The organism is Thermocatellispora tengchongensis, from assembly GCF_014202315.1.
Classification (GTDB): Bacteria; Actinomycetota; Actinomycetes; order Streptosporangiales; family Streptosporangiaceae; genus Thermocatellispora; species Thermocatellispora tengchongensis.
Genome location: NZ_JACHGN010000007.1, coordinates 196,002 through 216,879, shown reverse-complemented (window position 1 = coordinate 216,879; position 20,878 = coordinate 196,002). Strand labels below are relative to the sequence as shown.

General features: G+C 72.2%; 18 protein-coding genes. 9 read left to right on the top strand and 9 right to left on the bottom strand.

Annotation, left to right across the window (positions count from 1 at the left end; genetic code table 11):
• Positions 1–41: 41 nt before the first annotated feature.
• From HNP84_RS55080 to HNP84_RS18175, 5 genes are all read left to right on the top strand, one after another.
• Positions 42–2,351, top strand: coding sequence for a type IV secretion system protein (locus HNP84_RS55080; protein WP_312925139.1), 2,310 nt, complete (start codon positions 42–44; stop codon positions 2,349–2,351).
• Positions 2,352–2,428: 77 nt separating this feature from the next.
• On the top strand, positions 2,429–3,088 hold the full coding sequence (locus tag HNP84_RS18190; protein ID WP_185050923.1) for a hypothetical protein: 660 nt from the start codon (positions 2,429–2,431) through the stop codon (positions 3,086–3,088).
• Between the two features lie 53 nt (positions 3,089–3,141).
• A complete protein-coding gene (locus tag HNP84_RS18185) occupies positions 3,142–4,179 on the top strand; it encodes a C40 family peptidase (RefSeq protein ID WP_246518310.1) in 1,038 nt (345 codons plus the stop codon).
• A gap of 14 nt (positions 4,180–4,193) precedes the next feature.
• Complete coding sequence (locus tag HNP84_RS18180; protein ID WP_185050921.1) at positions 4,194–4,598, top strand: (deoxy)nucleoside triphosphate pyrophosphohydrolase; 405 nt, start codon at positions 4,194–4,196, stop codon at positions 4,596–4,598.
• A 127-nt stretch (positions 4,599–4,725) separates the two neighbouring features.
• Positions 4,726–7,185, top strand: a complete 2,460-nt coding sequence (locus HNP84_RS18175) for a hypothetical protein (RefSeq protein ID WP_185050920.1) — start codon at positions 4,726–4,728, stop codon at positions 7,183–7,185.
• A 255-nt stretch (positions 7,186–7,440) separates the two neighbouring features.
• On the opposite strand, the gene HNP84_RS18170 is transcribed toward HNP84_RS18175, so the two are convergent.
• Positions 7,441–7,719, bottom strand: coding sequence for a hypothetical protein (locus tag HNP84_RS18170; RefSeq protein WP_185050919.1), 279 nt, complete (start codon positions 7,717–7,719; stop codon positions 7,441–7,443).
• Between HNP84_RS18170 and HNP84_RS18165 the strand changes: the two genes are divergently transcribed.
• Entirely contained in the window at positions 7,712–8,653 is a 942-nt protein-coding gene (locus HNP84_RS18165) for a hypothetical protein (RefSeq protein WP_185050918.1), read from the top strand. The two genes, HNP84_RS18170 and HNP84_RS18165, sit on opposite strands and share 8 nt — an antisense overlap.
• Positions 8,654–8,799: 146 nt before the next feature.
• On the opposite strand, the gene HNP84_RS18160 is transcribed toward HNP84_RS18165, so the two are convergent.
• The 8 genes from HNP84_RS18160 to HNP84_RS18125 all read right to left on the bottom strand — a co-directional run bounded on the left by HNP84_RS18160 (position 8,800) and on the right by HNP84_RS18125 (position 17,254).
• Positions 8,800–9,294 (bottom strand): hypothetical protein, encoded by a 495-nt coding sequence (locus HNP84_RS18160; RefSeq protein ID WP_185050917.1) that lies wholly within the window; start codon positions 9,292–9,294, stop codon positions 8,800–8,802.
• Positions 9,295–9,345: 51 nt separating this feature from the next.
• Entirely contained in the window at positions 9,346–10,101 is a 756-nt protein-coding gene (locus tag HNP84_RS18155) for a succinate dehydrogenase/fumarate reductase iron-sulfur subunit (RefSeq protein ID WP_185050916.1), read from the bottom strand.
• Entirely contained in the window at positions 10,101–12,002 is a 1,902-nt protein-coding gene (locus tag HNP84_RS18150; protein ID WP_185050915.1) for a fumarate reductase/succinate dehydrogenase flavoprotein subunit, read from the bottom strand. Before HNP84_RS18150 ends, HNP84_RS18155 begins: the two co-directional genes overlap by 1 nt.
• A 13-nt stretch (positions 12,003–12,015) precedes the next feature.
• On the bottom strand, positions 12,016–12,819 hold the full coding sequence (gene sdhC / locus HNP84_RS18145) for a succinate dehydrogenase subunit SdhC (protein WP_185050914.1): 804 nt from the start codon (positions 12,817–12,819) through the stop codon (positions 12,016–12,018).
• 200 nt (positions 12,820–13,019) lie between these two features.
• Entirely contained in the window at positions 13,020–13,469 is a 450-nt protein-coding gene (locus tag HNP84_RS18140; protein WP_185051148.1) for a response regulator, read from the bottom strand.
• On the bottom strand, positions 13,462–15,117 hold the full coding sequence (locus tag HNP84_RS18135; protein WP_185050913.1) for a sensor histidine kinase: 1,656 nt from the start codon (positions 15,115–15,117) through the stop codon (positions 13,462–13,464). Before HNP84_RS18135 ends, HNP84_RS18140 begins: the two co-directional genes overlap by 8 nt.
• Entirely contained in the window at positions 15,114–16,289 is a 1,176-nt protein-coding gene (locus tag HNP84_RS18130; protein WP_312925138.1) for a PP2C family protein-serine/threonine phosphatase, read from the bottom strand. Before HNP84_RS18130 ends, HNP84_RS18135 begins: the two co-directional genes overlap by 4 nt.
• Positions 16,290–16,318: 29 nt before the next feature.
• Positions 16,319–17,254 (bottom strand): LysR family transcriptional regulator, encoded by a 936-nt coding sequence (locus HNP84_RS18125; RefSeq protein WP_185050912.1) that lies wholly within the window; start codon positions 17,252–17,254, stop codon positions 16,319–16,321.
• Between the two features lie 185 nt (positions 17,255–17,439).
• Between HNP84_RS18125 and HNP84_RS18120 the strand changes: the two genes are divergently transcribed.
• Genes HNP84_RS18120 through HNP84_RS18110 form a run of 3 tightly spaced genes read left to right on the top strand, consistent with a single transcriptional unit; the run spans position 17,440 to position 20,878 of the window.
• Complete coding sequence (locus tag HNP84_RS18120) at positions 17,440–18,216, top strand: succinate dehydrogenase cytochrome b subunit (protein WP_185050911.1); 777 nt, start codon at positions 17,440–17,442, stop codon at positions 18,214–18,216.
• Complete coding sequence (locus tag HNP84_RS18115; RefSeq protein ID WP_185050910.1) at positions 18,213–20,138, top strand: fumarate reductase/succinate dehydrogenase flavoprotein subunit; 1,926 nt, start codon at positions 18,213–18,215, stop codon at positions 20,136–20,138. Before HNP84_RS18120 ends, HNP84_RS18115 begins: the two co-directional genes overlap by 4 nt.
• A 5-nt stretch (positions 20,139–20,143) precedes the next feature.
• Positions 20,144–20,878, top strand: coding sequence for a succinate dehydrogenase/fumarate reductase iron-sulfur subunit (locus HNP84_RS18110; RefSeq protein WP_185051146.1), 735 nt, complete (start codon positions 20,144–20,146; stop codon positions 20,876–20,878).

Genomic DNA, 20,878 nt, shown 5'->3' with positions numbered 1-20,878 from the left:
ACAGACGGGCTCGACTACTCCGGCGGTGCGCCGCCGGCCTGGTGCTGTTCCTGGGATTACTGGCGCTGCCGCTGGCCCTGCCCACGATGGGCACGGCCACTGCGGCGGCGCCGTGTGACCTCTCCCCGGACCTCGCACCCGAGATCGTGGACGGCGGGCTCGACGGGCTGCTCAAGCCGCCCGCCGACTCGCTGGCGACGACGGCCGGCGCGCAGGTGGGGGCGCAGCAGCAGCCCACCGCGCCGCCGGCTCCGGAGTCGCAGACCAACTACGACCGCTACGGCATGGCCGGGCAGTTCTGGCACACCCACCAGCTCGGCTGCGACGACGTCGCCGCGGTGCTGGGCAACGCCTGGGCCAACACGATCTTCCTGTGGGCCAAGTCGGTCGATCGGATGACGATCACCACCTACCAGGCCGCGGCGACCGAGGGCCCGCTGCAGTCGATCAAGGACGCGGTGGACGGGATCGTCACCAACCTGGCCAACGCGATGTACTGGCCGTACCTGCGCCCGGTGGTGATCCTGGGCGCGATCTGGCTGGCGTGGTACGGCCTGATCCGCAAGCGGGCGACCACCACCGCCGAGGGCGTCATCTGGATGGTGCTCGCGGTGACGGTCGCGGTGTGGTTCTTCAGCCGTCCCGGCGACTTCACCGGCATCGGCAAGGTGGTGACCGACAAGACCGGCGAGATCGTCAACTCGGCGTTCGCCGGGCTGCCCAACTCCGGCGGCGTGTCCTGCCTGCCCACCAAGGGCGACACCACCGCCGAGGCGCAGCCGGGCGGCTACGGCCAGGCGGGCACGCCCGGGGTGGACCAGAACGCCGACGCGCTGTGGTCCACGCTGGTCTGCAAGCCGTGGCTGATGGGCCAGTTCGGCACCGCCGACCCCAACGCGCCGGTCGTACGCGACTTCGGGGCCAAGGTGCTGGACATCCAGGCCATCGACGCGCAGGAGATGGCCGCGGGCGAGCGGCCGGCCAGCGACGCGTACCAGAAGCGGTATGAGGAGGAGTTCGCCGACAAGCTGGAGAACACCGCGATCTTCCCGCTGATCCAGGGCAAGGACTGGACCACCAGGCTGGGCATCGCGATCGGGGCGCTGATCGCGGCCATGGTGGCGGGCCTGCTGATCTTCCTGGTGGCGGTGTCGCTGCTGGTGCTCAAGGTGGGCTTCCTGCTGTTGCTGATCCTGGCGCCGGTCTTCCTGCTGATCGGCGTGCATCCGGGCTCCGGGCGGATCATCGCGATGCGCTGGCTGGAGATGCTGATCGGCACATTGCTGAGACAGGCGGTGCTGGCGCTGGTGCTCGGCGTGCTGGTCTACGGCTACGCGCTGATCATCGCCACCGCCATGCCCTGGGGCCTGCAGATCCTGTTCATGGCGCTGCTGACGATCGCGGTGTTCTTCTACCGGCGGCCGTTCCAGCACCTGTTCGCGTCCATGGACGGGCACACGCTCACCACCCGCATGCTCGGCGAGGCCGCGACCGCGCCCACCCTGTCGCGGGCGGCCAACGCGCTGCCGCCGGTGGCGGGCTACCGCGCCGGGCGCTGGGGGCTGCGCAAGGCCGAGCCGCTGCTGCAGACCGCGGCCATCGCGGGTGGCGCGACGGCCGCCGCGGCGGCGGCCGGGGGAGTGGCCCAGGGCCGGGCGCGCGGCACCGACGGCGCGGAGGCGGCCACGCCGTCCAACGCCCGGGTGCCGGTGGGCGCGCCCGCGCCGCTCGACACCGACGGCACGGCGGCGGGCCGCCGCAAGGTGCCCGCCCGCACCACGATCCAGCGCACGGGCTCGGCCCCGCCGCTCAACCTGTCCGGCACGCCGTCCAACGGCGCCGTACGCGGCGTGCGTACGGGCGCGACGGCCAACGGGACCGTACGCGGCGCCGCGTCCGGCACCACCGGGACGACCGGCACGACCGGCGGCACCGGCTGGTTCGGCGGGCGGTCCGGCGGCGGCTGGGCGCGCGGCGGCTCGGCCGCGGCGGGCACCCGCGGCACTGGCGGCTCCACCGCCAGGACCGGCAGGCAGTCCGGCGGCCCGGCGCGGGGCGGCGGCGGCCTGTTCGGCGGCGGTGGCGGTGGCGGCCTGTTCGGCGGAGGCGGAGGCGGCGGTGGCCGTGGCGGGCGTGACGGCCGGCGCGGCGGCGACGGCGGCGGCCTGTTCGGCGGCGGCAACGGGCAGGCGCGGCGCAACGGCGGAGGCGTGGCGCGCGGCTCCGACGGCGCGCGCCGCGACCGGGCGTCCGAGGCGCCCCCGCTGTGGCTGCCCAGCAGGAGCGGCGACGGCGCGGACGAGGCGCCCACGCCCTTCTGGCTGCGCCCCACCAATCCCGACAAGGACTAACGAGGACTAACGGTCAAGGACCCGGACGGGTCCGGCACTGACGGCATCCACGAGCACGAGGACCAAGGGAACGGGCGTTGGCGGGCGGAACCGGAGACCGGCGGGGCGTGGTCTTCGCCGGGCTGGTCGCGATCCTCGCGGTGGTGGGGATCTATCTCACGGTGGGCGGGCCGGGCACGTCGGAGGAGACTCCGGCGTCGCCCGCCGCGGCCCAGCGGCAGGAGGTCGGCGAGGGCGGCGCGTCCCCGGCCGTCCCGCAGACGCCGCTGGCCACGGCCAGCCAGGCCCCCTTCGACATCTACTCCTTCCTGCCGATGTCGAAGCAGGAGCTGGCGGCGGCGGCCGACGTGGCGCGGCGTTTCACCGAGGCGTACGGCACGTACCGCTTCGATGAGGACCCCGGCGCGTACGCCCAGCGGCTGCGCGCCTTCACCACCACCGAGCTGGGCGACGAGCTGGCCCGCGCCGTCAGCGCGCCGGGCACGGTCGAGCAGAACCGCACCGACCAGCTCGTCGCCCAGGGCTCGGCGACGGTCAAGCAGATCCGGGAGGTCGACGAGACCTCGGTGATCTTCGTGGTGACGGGCGTGCAGAACGTCACCTCCACGAGCGGGCCGCAACAGCGCAGCGCCGACTACGCGGTCACGCTCACCCAGGTAGGCAGCGACTGGCGGGTCTACGACCTCCAGCCCGCGGACGCGGGCCAGGAGGGCGACCCGTCCGGAGGGGTGGAATGAACACTCCGCGTGTCCGGATTGCACTGATCGTCGGAATCGCGGGGTTGGTTCTCATGACACTCGTGGTGGCCCCGATGCTGATGAGCACCTTCCCCTCGTTCCTCGGCGGCGGCACCTTACCCGACTGCGAGGAGGTCGCCCCCGGCGGCGGCGACGACCTCTCCGCGACCGCCGGCTCCGACATCCCCGCCGAGTACCTGGAGCTGTACCAGAAGTACGGCAAGGAGATCGGCGTGCAGTGGAACGTCCTGGCCGCCGTGGGCAAGCGCGAGACCAACCACGGCCGCTCCACGCTCCCCGGCGTGCGGAGCGGGACCAACTCGGCCGGGGCCGCCGGCCCGATGCAGTTCCTGATCAGCACCTGGGGCGGCAAGGCCAAGATCGATATCCCGTCCAAGTTCAACGGCTACGCCTCCGACGGCGACGGCGACGGCGTGGCCGACGTGTACAACCCCGCCGACGCCATCCTCGGCGCGGCCAAGATGCTCAAGCGCAACGGCGCCCCCGAGGACGTACGCCGGGCGCTGTTCGTCTACAACCGGGCCTGGTGGTATGTGGACCAGGTTCTGGAGATCGCCCAGCGCTACGCCAAGGACGGCGAGCTGACCCTGCCCCCCGAGGCCGACCCCGCCTGCGACGAGCCCCTGGTGGAGGCGGCGCCCAACGACATCGTCAAGGAGATCCTGGACTACGCCCTGGCGCAGCGCGGCAAGCCCTACCGCTGGGGCGGCACCGGGCCCGACGCGTTCGACTGCTCCGGGATCATCTACATGGCCTACCGGTCGGTGGGCCTGTCCATCCCCCGTACGACGTTCGGCCAGTGGCCCTTCGGAGTCAGGATCGACGAAGGCGACGAACAACCCGGCGACCTGGTGTTCTTCAACTCCGGCCCCGGCACCGGCCCCAACCGCCCCGGGCACGTCGGCCTGGTGGTCTCCAAGGGCAAGATGGTCGAGGCGCGCTGCCGCCTGTGCGGGCCGATCAAGGTGACCAGCTACACCGACCGCGGCAACCTGGTCGGGTTCACCCGCCCCCTGGAGAACGAGTCGGTGCGGGAACAGCTCAAGCGGGTGGTGCAGGCGGCGGGCTGACATCATGTGTCCCCATGAGCCTGGTCGTGGTTGGTGCGGCGGTGGTGCGTGACGGGCGGCTGCTCGCGGCGCAGCGGGCCGAGCCGCCGGAGTTGCGCGGTGGCTGGGAGTTCCCCGGCGGCAAGGTCGATCCCGGCGAGAGCGACCGCGAGGCGCTGATCCGGGAGTGCCGGGAGGAACTGGGCGTCCTGGTCACCCTCGGCGCCCAGGTGGGCGGCGACTGGCCGCTCAGCGGCGCGTACGTGCTGCGGGTCTGGATCGCCGAGATCGCCTCCGGCGAGCCGGAGGCCAAGGAGCACCTCGAACTGCGCTGGCTCGCCCCCGACGAGCTGTTCCAGGTGCCCTGGCTCCCGGCCGACCTGCCGATCGTACGGGCGGTGGCGGATTTCCTCGCAGCCTCCTCGCCGGGGCAGGATTGAGGATCAGTCCAGCGTGACATAACAACTACGCAGCGTAATACTGCTCATGTGCGTGCGCGTCCATGCGCGCGATTTCCGGCGGATCTTCGGGGGGAGAAGCGCCGTGCCTGGTCGGGGATATGCGGTGATGACATTGGCGACGGCCGTCGCCCTCACGGCGGGAGCCGTGCCCGCGAATGCGGCACAGGCCGAGATGGGCAAGCGGGACGACGGCGACGCGTGGAGCCGGTGGGTGCGCACCGGGGAGGCGTTCCTGCTCCGGCTCCGCCTGTCCGGCGAGACCGGCGACGCACGCCTGCGCGTACTGGCCGACCCGCCCGGCACCGTGATCGTGCTGCCCTGCGCGGGAAGCGCGGCGGGCGTGCCCGCGGGGGAGGAGTGCCCCCTCGGCCGGGTCGCCGACGGCCGGACGGTGGACGTACGCGTGACGGCCCCCGCCGACGACGCGGAGGAGATCGTCCTCACCGCGGTGGCCGACCTGCGCACCTCCAGCGGCGCCTGGCACACCCGCACGTCCCGGGCCTCGATCCTGACCCCCACCACCGCCGGGACGGCCTCCCCCGCCCCCGCGGACGCCGAACCCCGATCCGCGTACGCCCCCGGCGGGCTCACCGTGGCGGAGGACGGCATGCGCCTGCACTGGCACGCCACCCCCGGCAGCGGCCTACGCGCCCCCCTGGCACCCCCCGCCTCCTTCGAACCCCCGCGCGCCCTCCAGGCCGAGGGCGACACCCAGGCCACGGTGGAGGAGGCCCACGGCGACACCTCCGGCCGCGAGTCCATCTCCCACACTCCCGTGGCGCCTTCGCGCGGCCTTCAGGATGAGGCCGTCGATCGTGCGTCCGTCTCCGACGCTCCCGTGGTGCCCCCGCGTGGTCCTCAGGCCGAGGCCCGTGGCGAGGCCGTCGATCGTGCGTCCGGCTCCGACGCTCCCGTGGCGCCTTCGCGCGGTCCTCAGGGTGAGGCGCGTGGTGAGGCCGTCGATCGTGCGTCCGGCTCCGACGCTCCTGTGGTGCCCCCGCGTGGTCCTCAGGCCGAGGCCCGTGGCGAGGCCGTCGATCGTGCGTCCATCCCCCACACGCCCGTCGCGCCCCCGCGCGGCCCTCAGGCCGAGGCCCGTGGCGAGACCTTCGGTCGTGATGCGGGTGGCGATGTGGTGGCTCGTGGCCCGGCGACCGTGCCCGATCCGGACGGCAGCGGTGTGCGCGGAGACGCCTCCGGCCGCGCGTCCACCCCCCGCACTCCTGCCACGTCCCCGGCCCACCCCGCACCCCCGCGCGGCCCCCGGGCCGAGGGCGACACCCATGCCACCCCCGAGGAGGCCCGCGGCGACGCGTCCGGCCGCGATGCCGGCGGTGATCCGGTGGCGCGTGGTCCGATGAGCGCGCCCGATACGGGTGGCAGGAGCGCACCCAAGGTGTCCCGTCGTGACTCGGGGGGCACTCTGGCGGCCCCCCGTCTGGAAGCCGCGCCCGATGCGGGAGCCAGGGGTGCGCGCGGCGATGCCTCCGGCCGTGACTCGGGGGGCACCCTGGCGGCCCCCCGTCCGGAGGCCGCGCCCGATGCGGGCGGTAGGGGCGGACACGGAGACATGGCCAGGCGTGGGCCCGTGGTCGTCGCCGACCCGGGGGACCGGGGTGGGCGCAGGCACGCCTCCGCGGGCGATCCGCGGCATGACGCGGGGCGTGACAAGCGGGCAGACGGCGGGAGGCTCGACCGGCCTGCGGTTCAGGGCGGGCCGGCGCCTCGTCCCCGCGTTCCGGGCGCCCCCGCGCCGCGTCCCCTCGTGCCGCCGGTCCCGGACCCCCGTCCTGGGGTGCGGGCCGTCCCCGACGGGCGGCCCGGGGTGCGGGCGGTGCCCGACGGACGGTTCGGCGCGGGGGCGGCGCCGGACGCCCGTCCGGGCGTGGGGGCGGTGCCGGACGCCCGGCCCGGGGTGCGGGCCGTGCCGGACCCGCGGCCCGGGGTGCGGGCCATGCCCGACCCGCGCCCTGCCACAGGCGGGGGGCCGAACCCGGGGCAGGGAGTCGGGGCCGTCCCGGCGCCCGCACCGGTGCCGGCGCCGCTCGCCGCGCCCGAGCTGCCCGCCGTCTCTCCGGTCCCGCCCGGCGGGTCCTACGGACAGCCCTCCGCGCCGGTGATGCCCCCGGCCGTGCCGGTCCCGCCCTCGGTGCCGTCGTCCGAGATGATGCCGTCCCAGGGAATGCCGTCCCAAGGGATGCCGTCGCAGGCGTTGCCGGCCCAGCCGATGCCCTCCGGAGGGATGCCGTACGGCGGGACGCCCTACGGCGGGATGCCGTCGGCGGGACCGTCCGCCATGCCGGCCGTCCCGGCGCAACCCGGCGCCTCGGCGCCCGCGGACCTGCCGGGCTCCGCCATGGCCGCCGATCCCGGGCCCGGCTCGCATGTGATCGCCAACATGCACACCGCGCCCGCCGCGAGCGATTCCCGCGCCGGTGGCATCGATGTGCGCGGCCTGCCCGCCGTGCTGGCCGCCGTGCTCTTCCTACTGGGGTTGCTCACCGCTCCGGCGTGCCTGCGCCGCTTCCGCTGCCGTACGCGCAGCGGATCGCGATCAGTGTCGTAAAACAGACGTTGCTGTAACCTTTGCCCAACTAGTATTTCCTTGACTCGCTTTGTTGAGGACTTGGCGGAGGGCACCGGTGACTAGACGCGGGCATGGGAAGGCCGTGTCCGCAATGGTACTCACGCTCGGACTCTGCGGTGGCGGCGTGCTTGTCGCCGCGCCGCTGATCGGATCGTCGGCCAGTGCGGCGACCGACGGAGTACGCAGCGCGGCCATGGCGGTTCCGTCGCAGCTCGAGCCCGATGACAACGTGGGTCAGGAAGAGCCGTCAGACCCGGTCACCACGGTCACCACCACGATCACGCCTCCTGCGGAGCCCGGTCCGACCGAGGTGACGACCACGGTCACGGTGACGCCCTCCAAGACCAAGACCTCCAAGCCGCCGGAGCAGCCCGCCCCGCCGAGCACGACCGCCGCGCCCCCGCCGGCGCAGCCGACGCAGCAGCCGGTCCAGCCGCCGCCGACCACGGCGCCGCCGCCCACGGAGACGGAAGAGCCGACGGTGTCGCTGCCGACCGTGTCCGACGTGGTCACGACTCCGCCCACCGCCCTGGCCAGCCCCACCCAGGTGCCGCCGAGCAGTGACTCCGTACCCGTCGAGCTGCGCGAGGCCGCCCCCGAGTTCGACCAGCAGACGATCAGCCGCCAGCTCGGCATCCCCGCGCTGGTCCTGGTCCTGCTCGCCCTGTTCGCGGTGCTCATCTTCGAGGGCCGCCTGCGCCGCATGGCGCACGCCGCGGCCGTCCGCAAGGCGGGCCCCAAGGCCCCCGGCCGGCACCGCAGCGTCACCCCCACGGCCGACCCCGCCGCGGCGGCGGCCTACACCGGCTACCCGGCCGGGCCGGGCTACTCCTCCGGGTACGCGCAGGTGGCCTACCCGGGCGGCACGGCGTACGCGCCGATCATCAGCTTCGTCCCGGTCACGACCTACCCGAGCGGCTACCAGCAGTACGGCACCCCGGAGCAGGGCTACTACGCGCAGCAGGGCTACGGCATGCCGGCCCCGGGCCAGGAGTACCCGGCGCCCCAGCCCTCGGACCCGGCGACGCCCTCCCCCGCGGAGTACACCGCCCCCGACGCCTTCACCCCGCCGTCTTCAGCGGACTACGCCGCCCCCGGCACCTTCACCTCGCCGTCCCCCGCCGACCCGCCCTTCCCCGTTCCGGAGGCCGCCGCCCGCGAGCCCGGCACTCCGACTCCGCCCCTCCCCGGGAACCTGCCTCCGGAGTCGTTCCTGGAAGGCCCGCACGACCTCACGCCGTTCGACGCCTTCACCCCGCACACGCCCCCATCCGGCACGGGTAGCGGCTCGTCCTGGTCCCAGACCGTCCCGTTGGCGGACGACGAGCGCAACGGGCCGGGTCCGGTCCCGTCCGGCCCTCAGGGCACCGCACTCTTCCCGGCCGCCGAGCCCCCGCAGGCCGAGGAGGCCCCAGACGGCCCCGAGGACCGCCGACGCGGCAAGTAAAGCCCCCGCGCCGGGCGGTAACCCCAGGCCGCGCCCCAGGGCCGCACAGCCCCGTTCCGCGCCTCCTCACGCCGACGTTGGAAGCCGCGCGAAACCCGCTTGGAGGGCCGGTGCCCGGCGGGACGGGCGGCCCGGCCCTCGGTTCGTCAGGCGTTCGCGTCAGCGTCGTCGCGGTGATGGGCGGGCGTCTCGCGCAGTACGACCACCACCGTGGCCGCCAGCGCGACCGCCAGAACCGCGCTGATGACGCCGACCGCGCTCAGCCCCGCCGTGAAGGCATCCCGGGCGGTGGCGAGCAGTTCGGCGCCGGACGCGCCCGCCAGCCGCTCCGCGATGGGAACCGCCTCCACGAGGCTGTCGCGGGCCGCCATGGCCGCCTGCTCCGGAAGCCCGGTGAGCGGCGCGCCGTCCATCGTGTGCCGGTAGACGGCGCCGGCGATGCTGCCCAGCACCGCGATACCGAGGGCGATGCCGAGCTCACTGCTGGTCTCCGACAGGGCGGCCGCCGATCCCGCCTTCGGGGCGGGGGCGGCGGCGACCACCATGTCGGTGGTCAGCAGCATCAGCGGGGCCATGCCGGAGTCGGGCAGGCGCCTGGTGATCTCCTCGTCCAGGATGGCCGGCCCCTGGCAGGTGAGCACGATCTGGGGTGTGCACCCGGGGCCCTCGGCCGGGCCCCGGGGTGGGCGGGGTCAGGACTTCTGGCGGCGGAGGATCTTGTTGCCCAGCCAGACCAGCGGGTCGTAGCGGCGGTCCACCACTCGTTCCTTCATCGGGATCAGGGCGTTGTCGGTGATCTTGATGTGCTCGGGGCACACCTCGGTGCAGCACTTGGTGATGTTGCAGTAGCCGAGGCCGTGGTCGTCCTGGGCGATGTCCTTGCGGTCGGCCACGTCGTACGGGTGCATGTCCAGCTCGGCGATCCGCATGAGGAAGCGCGGGCCCGCGAAGTTGACCTTGTTCTCCTCGTGGTCGCGGATGACGTGGCAGACGTTGTTGCACATGAAGCACTCGATGCACTTGCGGAACTCCTGCGAGCGCTCGACATCGATCTGCTTCATGCGGTACTCGCCCGGCTTGACGTCGGCGGGCGGGGTGAAGGACGGGATCTCCCGGGCCTTCTGGTAGTTGAACGACACGTCGGTGACCAGGTCCTTGATGACCGGGAACGTCCGCATCGGGGTGACGGTGATGGTCTCGTCCTCGGCGAAGGTGGACATGCGGGTCATGCAGCCGAGCCGGGGCTTGCCGTTGATCTCCATGGAGCAGGACCCGCACTTGCCGGCCTTGCAGTTCCAGCGGACCGCCAGGTCGGGGGCCTGGGTGGCCTGGAGCCTGTGGATGATGTCGAGGACGACCTCGCCCTCGTTCACCTCCACGGTGAAGTCCTCCAGTTTGCCCTCGCCGCCTTCACCGCGCCAGATGCGGAACTTCGCCTTGTAGCTCATCAGGACTCCTTGGCCGCGACCGCGGCGTCGTACTCGGCCAGCTCTTCTTCGGTGAGGTACTTGCTCAGCTCGCCCCGGTCGAACAGGGTGAGCAGGTCCTCGCGCATGCTCGGCTGCGGCCGCTCCTCGACCGTGACGTTGGAGCCGTCGGGGGAGGAGGAGCACACCAGGAGCTTGCGCCGCCATTCGGCCGACATCTGCGGGTAGTCGTCGCGGGTGTGGCCGCCGCGGCTCTCCTCGCGCATCAGCGCCGCCTTGGCGACGCACTCGCTGACCAGGAGCATGTTGCGCAGGTCGAGGGCGAGGTGCCAGCCGGGGTTGTAGATGCGGGTGCCGGCCGCGCCGACGCCCTTGGCCCGCTCCTTGAGCTTCTCGACGACCTCAAGGGCCTCGGTGATCTCCTCGGCCTTGCGGATGATGCCGACGAGGTCGTTCATGGTGCGCTGGAGCTCGTGGTGCACCTCGTACGGGTTCTCGCCGCTGCGCTCCAGCGGGGCCAGGGCCTCGGCCTGGGCCTCGCGGACCGCCGCGTCGTGCACCTTGGGGCGGGAGGTCAGCCCGTCCACGTACGCCGCCGCGCCCGCGCCCGCCCGGCGGCCGAAGACGAGCAGGTCGGACAGCGAGTTGCCGCCGAGGCGGTTGGAGCCGTGCATGCCGCCCGACACCTCGCCCGCCGCGAACAGGCCGGGGACGCAGGCCGCGCCGGTGTCGGCGTCCACCTCGACGCCGCCCATGATGTAGTGGCAGGTCGGGCCGACCTGCATGGGCTCGGCGGTGATGTCGACGTCGGCCAGCTCCTTGAACTGGTGGTGCATCGACGGCAGGCGCTTGCGGATCTCCTCGGCGGGCAGCCGGGTGGAGACGTCCAGGAACACGCCGCCCTGCGGGGAGCCGCGGCCGGCCTTGACCTCGGCGTTGATCGCGCGGGCGACCTCGTCGCGGGGCAGCAGCTCGGGCGGGCGGCGGTTGTTGGCCTGGTCGGTGTACCAGCGGTCGGCCTCTTCCTCCGTGGTGGCGTACTTGTCCTTGAACACCTCGGGGATGTAGTCGAACATGAACCGCTTGCCCTCGGAGTTGCGCAGCACCCCGCCGTCGCCGCGTACGGACTCGGTGACGAGGATGCCGCGCACCGACGGCGGCCAGACCATGCCGGTCGGGTGGAACTGGATGAACTCCATGTTGATCAGCTTCGCCCCGGCCAGCAGCGCCAGGGCGTGGCCGTCGCCGGTGTACTCCCAGGAGTTGGAGGTCACGACGTACGACTTGCCGATGCCGCCCGTCGCGAGCACCACGGCGGGGGCGTCGAAGACGATCAGGGAGCCGTTCTCGCGCCAGTAGCCGAACGCGCCGGAGATCGCGTCGCCGTCCTTGAGCAGGCGGGTGATGGTGCACTCGGCGAAGACCTTGATGTACGCCTCGTGGTCACCGTGGATCTTGTAGTCCTCCTGCTGGAGGGCCACCACGCGCTGCTGGAGGGTGCGGATCATCTCCAGGCCGGTGCGGTCGCCGACGTGGGCCAGGCGAGGGTACTCGTGCCCGCCGAAGTTGCGCTGGCTGATCTTGCCGTCCTTGGTGCGGTCGAACAGCGCGCCCCAGGCCTCCAGCTCCCAGACGCGGTCGGGGGCCTCCTTGGCGTGCAGCTCGGCCATGCGCCAGTTGTTGAGGAACTTGCCGCCGCGCATCGTGTCGCGGAAGTGGACCTGCCAGTTGTCGTCGGGGTTGACGTTGCCCATCGCGGCGGCGGCGCCGCCCTCGGCCATGACGGTGTGGGCCTTGCCGAACAGCGACTTGCACACGATGGCGGTCTTCTTGCCCTGCTGGCGGGCCTCGATGGCCGCCCGGAGGCCGGCGCCGCCGGCTCCGATGACGACGACGTCGTACTGGTGACGTTCGATTTCCATGGTCAGGGCTTCCTTAGAAGAACGTGATGTCGGTGATGACGCCCTTGGCCACCAGCCGGACGTACAGGTCGGCGAACATGATGAACCACATCGACACCATCGCGAGCTGCGCGTGCTTGGCGTTGAGCTTGGAGACGAAGCCCCACATGCGGTAGCGCAGCGGGTGGCGCGAGAAGTGGTTGAGCCTGCCGGCGACGATGTGGCGGCAGGAGTGGCACGACAACGTGTAGGTGACGATCAGGATCGCGTTGACGACGAGGATCAGCGTGCCCAGGCCCATGTGGCCCCACTCGCCCTCGCTGTTGCGGAAGGCGAGGACCGCGTCGTAGGCCAGGATCGCGCCGATGACCAGGGCGAAGTAGAAGAAGTAGCGGTGGACGTTCTGGATGATCAGCGGGAAGCGGGTCTCACCGGTGTACTTCTTGTGCGGCTCGCCGACGGCGCAGGCGGGCGGCGAGAGCCAGAACGAGCGGTAGTACGCCTTGCGGTAGTAGTAGCACGTCACCCGGAAGCCGGCCGGCAGGCCGAGGATCAGGAAACCGGGCGGCAGCGGGAACCAGTCGCCGATCGGGGCCCAGCCGAACAGCCGCGCGCCCTCGGGGCACGCCTCGGTGAGGCACGGCGCCGAGAAGGGGGCGAGGTAGGGCTCCACGAAGTAGCTGCCGTCGAAGATCGCCCAAAAGCCGTATACGAGGAAGGCCGTCAGCGACGCGAATGTTATGGCCGGGGCCAGCCACCATCGGTCGGTGCGCAAGGTGCGCGTGCGGAGCTGCGCGCGCTGTCTCCTGGCTGGGCTCTCGGCCGTTGTCTGGGTCATCGGGGACCTCTCCACCTCCCGCGGACCCGGGAACTACGCCTCGGGACCGGGTTCGTTCGCTCGTGCGCGCCGGCTCGGTCGCGCCGAATCACACGCCGTCGCGCGTATTGGTGGCAGATACGTTACGACGGTCACATCGGCTTGTGTGAGCCGGGTCACTCACTTTTTGGCTGACCAGGTGTGATTCCTGTCACGTATGGTCAGGGACGCTGTGTGGAGCGGGGCAGTTTGACCACCGTCACGAAGAAATCATCAATCTGTCGGACTACCCGGATGAACTGCGTGAAATCCACCGGCTTGGACACGTACGCGTTCGCGTGCAGGTTGTAGCTGCGCAGGATGTCCTCCTCCGCCTCGGAGGTGGTGAGCACCACCACCGGGATCGCGCGCAGGTCCGCGTCGGCCTTGACCTCGGCCAGCACCTCCAGGCCGTCCTTGCGGGGCAGGTTGAGGTCCAGCAGGATCAGGTCGGGCCTGGGCACGTCGGCGTACTCGCCCTGCCGGCGCAGGAAGTCCATCGCGTCCTCGCCGTCGTTGACGACGTGCAGGCGGTTGCGCACCTTGTTGTGCTCGAACGCCTCCTGGGTCAGCAGCACGTCACCGGGATCATCCTCGACCAGCAGCACCTCTATGGGGCGCATGTCAAACATCATCCGCTCCTGACGCGGCTCCCGTGGGGGGCCGGGACCTACTGTGGGGGGTGAGTTCCAACGATAGGGGAGGTGCGGCGGGCAGGGTCCACCGGAACGTCGTGCCCGAGGACGTGCGTCCCACGTTGTCCACCCAGATCGTGCCGCCGAGGTACTCCACGATCTTCTTGGCCAGGGCCAGGCCGATGCCCGTGCCGGGGTAGACGTCGCGCGGGTGCAGCCGCTGGAAGATCATGAACACCCGCTCGGCGTACTTGCTGTCGATGCCGATCCCGTTGTCGGAGCAGGAGAACTCCCACATGTCGTCGCGCCGCTCGGCGGCGATCTCCACGATCGGCGGCGCGCTGGAGCGGAACTTCACCGCGTTGCTCACCAGGTTCTGGAAGAGCTGGGTCAGCAGCATCCCGTTGCCGTACACCTGCGGCATCTCGGTGTGCACGACCACGGTCGCGTCGGCCTCCTCGATCGGCGCGGCCAGGTTGTCCAGGGCCGCGCGCAGCGCCGCGCCGGAGTCGGTCATCTGGCGCTCGCCGCCGACCCGCCCCACCCGGGAGAAGGCGAGCAGGTCGTTGATCAGGGTCTGCATGCGCTTGGCGCCGTCCACCGCGTAGGCGATGTACTGCTTGGCCCGGTCGTCGAGCTGGTCGCCGTAGCGCTGCTCCAGCATCTGGGTGAAGCTGGCCACCTTGCGCAGCGGCTCCTGCAGGTCGTGGCTGGCGACGTACGCGAACTGCTCCAGCTCGCCGTTCGAGCGGCGCAGCTCAAGCGCCTGGTCCTCCAGCTTGGCCTGCGCCTCCGCCACCCGCCGCCACTCGGCCAGGATGCGCCCGCGCATGGCGTCGATGTGCCCGGACAGCTCGTTCAGCTCGGCGGGCCGGTCCACGCCGATCCGGGCGTCGAAGTCGCCGCCGGCCACCGTGCGGACCTGCTCGGTCAGCCGCGACACCGGGTTGAGCACGAACCGCCGGATCAGCAGCGCCAGCACGACCAGCGTGACCAGGACGATCACCGCGAGCGCGCCCAGCGTGAGGTAGAGCGTCCTGGCCCCGCTCTGCATGCGCGCCACGCCCTCGCGATGCAGCCGCTCCAGCTCCCCCTGCAGGGGCGCCAGGCTCGCGCGCACCCCGGTGAACAGCTCCACCCCGCGCGTGCCGCCCGAGCGGGAGATCGGGTACTCGCCCTTCTCCCGGACCTGCTCGGCCACCCGCTCGGCGTACTCCTCGCGCCACTCACGCGCCGCCGCCGTGATCCGGCCGACGTGCCCCGCGAGGCGGTCGCCGCCGGGCAGTTCGCGCAGGTGGCGGGTGAGGTCCGCCGCCGCGCGCCGCTCGGCCGCCACCGCGGCCTGGTACTCGTCGAACCGCCCCCTCTCCCCGGTCAGCCCGTACGCCCGGATCGCGGTGTCCTGCCCGGTCAGGGCGCTGGTGAGCTCCAGGCTGCGCATCAGGGCCGGGTCGATCACCTCCACGACCTGGTCGCGGGTCGTGCCGAGCTGGTTCAGCGCGTTGACCGACAGCGCGATGCCGACGAGCAGGATGAGCACGAGCGCGCCGCCCCCGGCGGCGAACCACCGGCCCACGGTGAAGCGGTTCATGCCCTCCGCCTGCCGCGGCGCCGGCAGGGGCTGGGGCGGGGGCACCTGCGTCATCGCGGCCTCCTGCGCAGCAGCACGGCGGCGATGTCATCGACGAGCGGGTGCTGCCGCTGCTCGGTGACCGTGGCGACGATCCGGTCGAGGTCGATGCCGCCCTGGGCGGCCTGCTCCCGGACCAGGTGCACCAGGCCCTCGGTGCCGAGCAGTTCGCCGTCCTCGCCGAGCATGGCCTCGATCAGGCCGTCGGTGTAGAGCAGCAGCGCCCACTCCTCGCCCAGCCGCACGTCGATGGGCGTCCACTCCACGTCGGGGAAGATGCCGAGCGGCGGCCCGGACGGCGTGCCCGGCACCGCCTCCACCGTGCCGTCGCGGACCAGCAGCGGCGCGGGGTGGCCCACGACGTGCATCCGGGCGCGGTCGAGCCGCGGGTCGATGACGACGGTGCACAGCGTGGTGAAGATCTCCGCCGACTTGCGCTCGTGGCGCAGCATGCGGTCCAGCGTGTGCAGCAGGTCGTTGCCCTCGTGCCCCGCCAGCACCAGGGTGCGCCAGGCGATGCGCAGCGCCACGCCGAGCGCCGCCTCGTCGGGCCCGTGCCCGCACACGTCGCCCACCACCAGGTGCACCGACCCGTCGGGCCGCTCCACGGTGTCGTAGAAGTCGCCCGCGAGCAGCGCCGCCTCGCGCCCGGGAAGGTAGCGCGGGTGGTGCTCCAGGTCGCGGGTGTGTAGCAGCGCGACCGGCAGCAGGCCGTGCTCCAGCCGGGCGTTCTCCTGGGCGGTCAGCTCGGCCTGCATCAGGCGGCGCTGCGCCAGGTCGGCCCGCTTGCGCTCCAGCGCGTAGCGCACCGCGCGGCCGAGCAGGCGGGCATCGACGTCCTGCTTGACCAGGTAGTCCTGGGCGCCCGCCGCGACCGCCGCCGCGCCGACGTGGGCGTCGTCCAGACCGGTGAGCACGAGCACCGCCGCGTACGGCGCGAGGTCGAGCACCTGCTCCAGCGCCTCCAGCCCGGTCGCGTCGGGCAGCGACAGATCGACGATCACGCACTGCACGTCGGGGGTGAGCCTGGCCCGGCACTCCGCCATGCTGCGCACCCAGGTGATCTTCGGCGGCGTGTCGGACTGGCCGAGCAGTTCCTCCACCAGGAACGCGTCGCCGGCGTCGTCCTCGATGAGCAGCAGCGTCAGCAGCTCCGGCATGGGGGTGGAGCCAGAGAGCTCGGTCACGGGCACCTCGGGAAGGTGGGCATGGCGGGTCATCCCTCGGGAGTGGCCAGCTCGACCCCCTGCGGCAGGCTGCCCTCGTGGGCGGCCTCGGCCAGGAAGAAGAGCAGGGTGGCGCGGAAGGCGTTGGCGGCGCGGGTGGGCTCGACGTCCTTGCGGTGCGCGAGGGCGATCGTGCGGCGCAGGCCGGGAGGCGCCAGCGGGGTGCCGGCGAGCCCCGGCCTCCCGTCGAGCACCATCGAGGGCACCACGGCCACGCCGAGACCGGCCTCGACGAAGCGCAGCACCGCGTCCATCTCGCCGCCCTCCACCGCGAACCTCGGCTCGAACCCGGCGTGCCGGCAGGCGTTCAGCGTGGCCTCGCGCAGGTCGTACCCGCGCCGGAACATGACCATCGGCCGCCCGCGCAGCTCGTCGATCCGCAGATACGGCTTGCGCGTGCGCGTGTGCGACGGTGACACCACCACCAGATTCTCTCTGAGGATCTCCTCTGTGACCAGCGAGGGATCGTGGCTCTGCAGCGGCAGGATGATCAGCGCCAGATCGAGCTGGCCCCGGGCCAGGTCGCGGACCAGATCCCGCGAGCCGCCCTCCTCCACCAGCAGCTCCACGCCCGGATAGTCGCGGTGGTAGCGGGCCAAAGCGTCGGCCAGCAGCCCCGCGCACAGCGACGGCGTGGCCCCCAGCCGCACCCGGCCCCGGCGCAGCCCGGCCAGCTCGGCGACCTCGCGCCGCGCGGTCTCGGCGTCGGCCAGCATCCGCCGCGCCAGCGGCAACAGCGCCTCGCCGGCGGGGGTCAGGGTGACGTTGCCCCGTGCCCTGCTGAACAGCGGCGCCCCCAGCTCCGACTCCAGGGCGCGGATCTGCTTGCTCAGCGACGGCTGCGCGACCCGCATCCTCTCGGCGGCGTGCGTGAAGTGCCGCGTCTCCGCCACGGCGACGAAGTACGCGAGTTGCTGCAGCTGCACTCTCCATAGCGTACGGCTATCGATTTTCCTGCCATCGGCCCGCCCCGGCATGTGAGATTGGTCGCATCCGCAGCGGCGGGACGCCGCCGGGAGCGCGGAAAACCTGAGGCCATAGCCCGGCGCTATGGAAACCAGACGCCTGATGACTTGGACGGACGGGCCGGGCGCTTCCTACCGTCCAGGACGTGACAGCCACGATTGACCGCGGGTCCGCTACGGCGCCGGTGTTGCCACCGCGATCCGGAGGGTCCCAGCAGAAGCAGAACGCGGGGCCGGCGCGCGAGCGCCGCGGCTTCCTCGGGACCTCCACCGGCAAGAAGGCCGTCATGGCGGTCACCGGGGCCGTGATGGTCCTGTTCCTCATCCTCCACGTGGTGGGCAACCTCAAGGTCTTCTCCGGCGCGGAGTCCTTCAACGAGTACGCGCACTGGCTGCGGCACGTGGGCGAGCCCGCGGTGCCCGGCCGCACGGTCCTGACGCTGATCGAGGTGGTGCTCCTGGTCAGCGTGGTGCTGCACATGTGGGCGGCGATCTCGCTTACCCGCCGCGCCCGCAAGGCCCGCCCGGTCAAGTACGCCGCGCGCCGCAAGTCGCAGGCGTCCGGCTACGCCACGCACACCATGCGGTACGGCGGCGTCGTCATCGTGCTGTTCCTGATCTGGCACCTGCTCGACCTGACCTTCGCCACCGTCAACCCCGCCGGCGCCGCCGGGCTGCCGTACGACCGCATGGTGCAGGGCTTCGCGCCCGAGCGCTGGCCGGTCACGCTGTTCTACACGCTCGCGCTGGTCATGGTGGGGCTGCACCTGCGCCACGGCCTGTGGAGCGCCTTCCAGACCCTGGGGCTGGCGAGCGGCAAGGCGTACCGGCCGCTGAAGCTGGCCGCGGCCGGCCTGTCGGCCGTGCTGGTGCTGGCCTTCCTCTCGGTGCCGTTCGCCATCCTGATCGGAGTTGTCAAGTGAACTACACCGTCGGCGAGCCGATCCGGGACACCAAGGCCCCCGACGGCCCCATCGAGGAGCGCTGGAGCAAGCGCCGCTTCGCCGCCAAGCTGGTCAACCCGGCCAACAAGCGCAAGCTGCACGTCATCGTGGTCGGCACCGGCCTGGCGGGCGGCTCGGCCGCGGCGACGCTGGGCGAGCTGGGCTACAACGTCACGTCCTTCTGCTACCAGGACTCCCCGCGGCGGGCCCACTCCATCGCGGCGCAGGGCGGCATCAACGCGGCCAAGAACTACCGCGGCGACGGCGACTCGATCTACCGGCTGTTCTACGACACGGTCAAGGGCGGCGACTTCCGCGCCCGCGAGTCGAACGTGTACCGCCTGGCCGAGGTCAGCGTGAACATCATCGACCAGGCCGTGGCCCAGGGCGTGCCGTTCGCCCGCGAGTACGGCGGCCTGCTCGACACCCGCTCCTTCGGCGGCGCGCAGGTCTCGCGCACCTTCTACGCCCGCGGCCAGACGGGGCAGCAGCTCCTGCTGGGGGCGTACCAGGCGCTGGAGCGGCAGGTCGCGGCCGGCACGGTCAAGATGCACACCCGGCACGAGATGCTGGACCTGATCGTCAGCGACGGGCGGGCCCGCGGCGTCGTCGTGCGCGACCTGATCACCGGCGAGATCGAGACGCACCTCGCCGACGCGGTCGTGCTGGCCACCGGCGGCTACGGGAACGTGTTCTACCTGTCCACGAACGCCAAGGGCTGCAACACCACGGCGATCTGGCGGGCGCACCGGCGCGGGGCGTACTTCGGCAACCCGTGCTACACCCAGATCCACCCGACCTGCATCCCGGTCTCGGGCGACTACCAGTCCAAGCTGACGCTGATGTCGGAGTCGCTGCGCAACGACGGCCGGGTGTGGGTGCCGTTGCGCAAGGGCGACGACCGCGCGCCCGGCGACATCCCCGAGGACGAGCGCGACTACTACCTGGAGCGCATCTACCCGGCGTTCGGCAACCTGGTGCCGCGCGACATCGCCTCCCGCGCCGCCAAGAACGTCTGCGACGAGGGCCGCGGCGTCGGCCCCGGCGGGCTGGGCGTCTACCTCGACTTCGCCGACGCGATCACCCGCCTGGGCCGCGACGCGGTGGAGAAGAAGTACGGCAACCTGTTCGAGATGTACGAGCGCATCACCGGCGAGAACCCCTACGAGGTGCCGATGCGCATCTACCCGGCCGTGCACTACACGATGGGCGGGCTGTGGGTGGACTACGACCTGCAGTCCACGATCCCGGGCCTGTTCGTGATCGGCGAGGCCAACTTCTCCGACCACGGCGCCAACCGGCTGGGCGCGTCCGCGCTGATGCAGGGGCTCGCCGACGGCTACTTCGTGCTGCCGACCACGATCGGCGACTACCTGGCCGGCGGCCCGTTCGGCGAGGTGGACCAGGACGCGGTGGACGAGGCCGTGGGCCAGGTCCGCGGCAAGATCGACCGGCTGCTGTCGGTCAACGGCGACCGCACCGCCGACTCCTACCACCGCGAGCTGGGCCGGGTGATGTGGGACTACTGCGGCATGGAGCGTACGGACGAGTCGCTGCGCAAGGCGCTGGAGCGCATCTCCGAGCTGCGCGCGGAGTTCTGGCAGAACGTCAAGGTGCCGGGCGACGGCGAGGGGCTGAACCAGGCGCTGGAGCGCGCCGGGCGCATCGCCGACTTCTTCGACCTGGCCGAGCTGATGTGCATCGACGCGCTGCACCGCACCGAGTCCTGCGGCGGCCACTTCCGGGCCGAGTCGCAGGACGCCGACGGCGAGGCGCTGCGCGACGACGAGAACTTCGCCTACGTCGCGGCGTGGGAGTACCGGCCCGAGGGCGGCCCGGTGCTGCACAAGGAAGAGCTGAAGTACGAGTACGTCAAGATGACGCAGCGGAGCTACAAGTGAGCGGGATGAACCTGACCCTGAAGGTCTGGCGGCAGAAGGGTCCCGCCGACGAGGGCCGGATGGTGACCTACCACGTCGAGGACGTCTCGCCGGACATGTCGTTCCTGGAGATGCTGGACGTCCTCAACGAGCGGCTGATCCTGGAGGGCGACGATCCGGTCGCCTTCGACCACGACTGCCGCGAGGGCATCTGCGGCATGTGCGGCATGGTGATCAACGGTGTGGCGCACGGGGAGCAGCGGGCCACCACGACCTGCCAGCTCCACATGCGCCACTTCAAGGACGGCGACACCATCACCATCGAGCCGTGGCGGGCCGCGCCCTTCCCGGTGGTGAAGGACCTGGTGGTGGACCGTTCGGCGTTCGACCGGATCATCCAGGCCGGCGGTTTCATCTCGGTCCCGGCCGGGTCGGCGCCCGACGCGCACACCATCCCGGTGAAGAAGGCCGACGCCGACGCGGCCTTCGACGCGGCCACCTGCATCGGCTGCGGCGCCTGCGTGGCCGCCTGCCCCAACGGCTCGGCCTCGCTGTTCACCGCAGCCAAGATCACCCATCTGGGCCTGCTGCCGCAGGGTCAGCCCGAGCGCGACTCGCGGGCCAAGGCGATGGTGGAGCAGATGGACGCCGAGGGCTTCGGCGGCTGCACCAACACCGGTGAGTGCACCGCGGTGTGCCCGAAGGGCATCCCGCTGGAGACCATCGCCCGGATGAACCGCGACTACCTGCGGGCCAAGTAG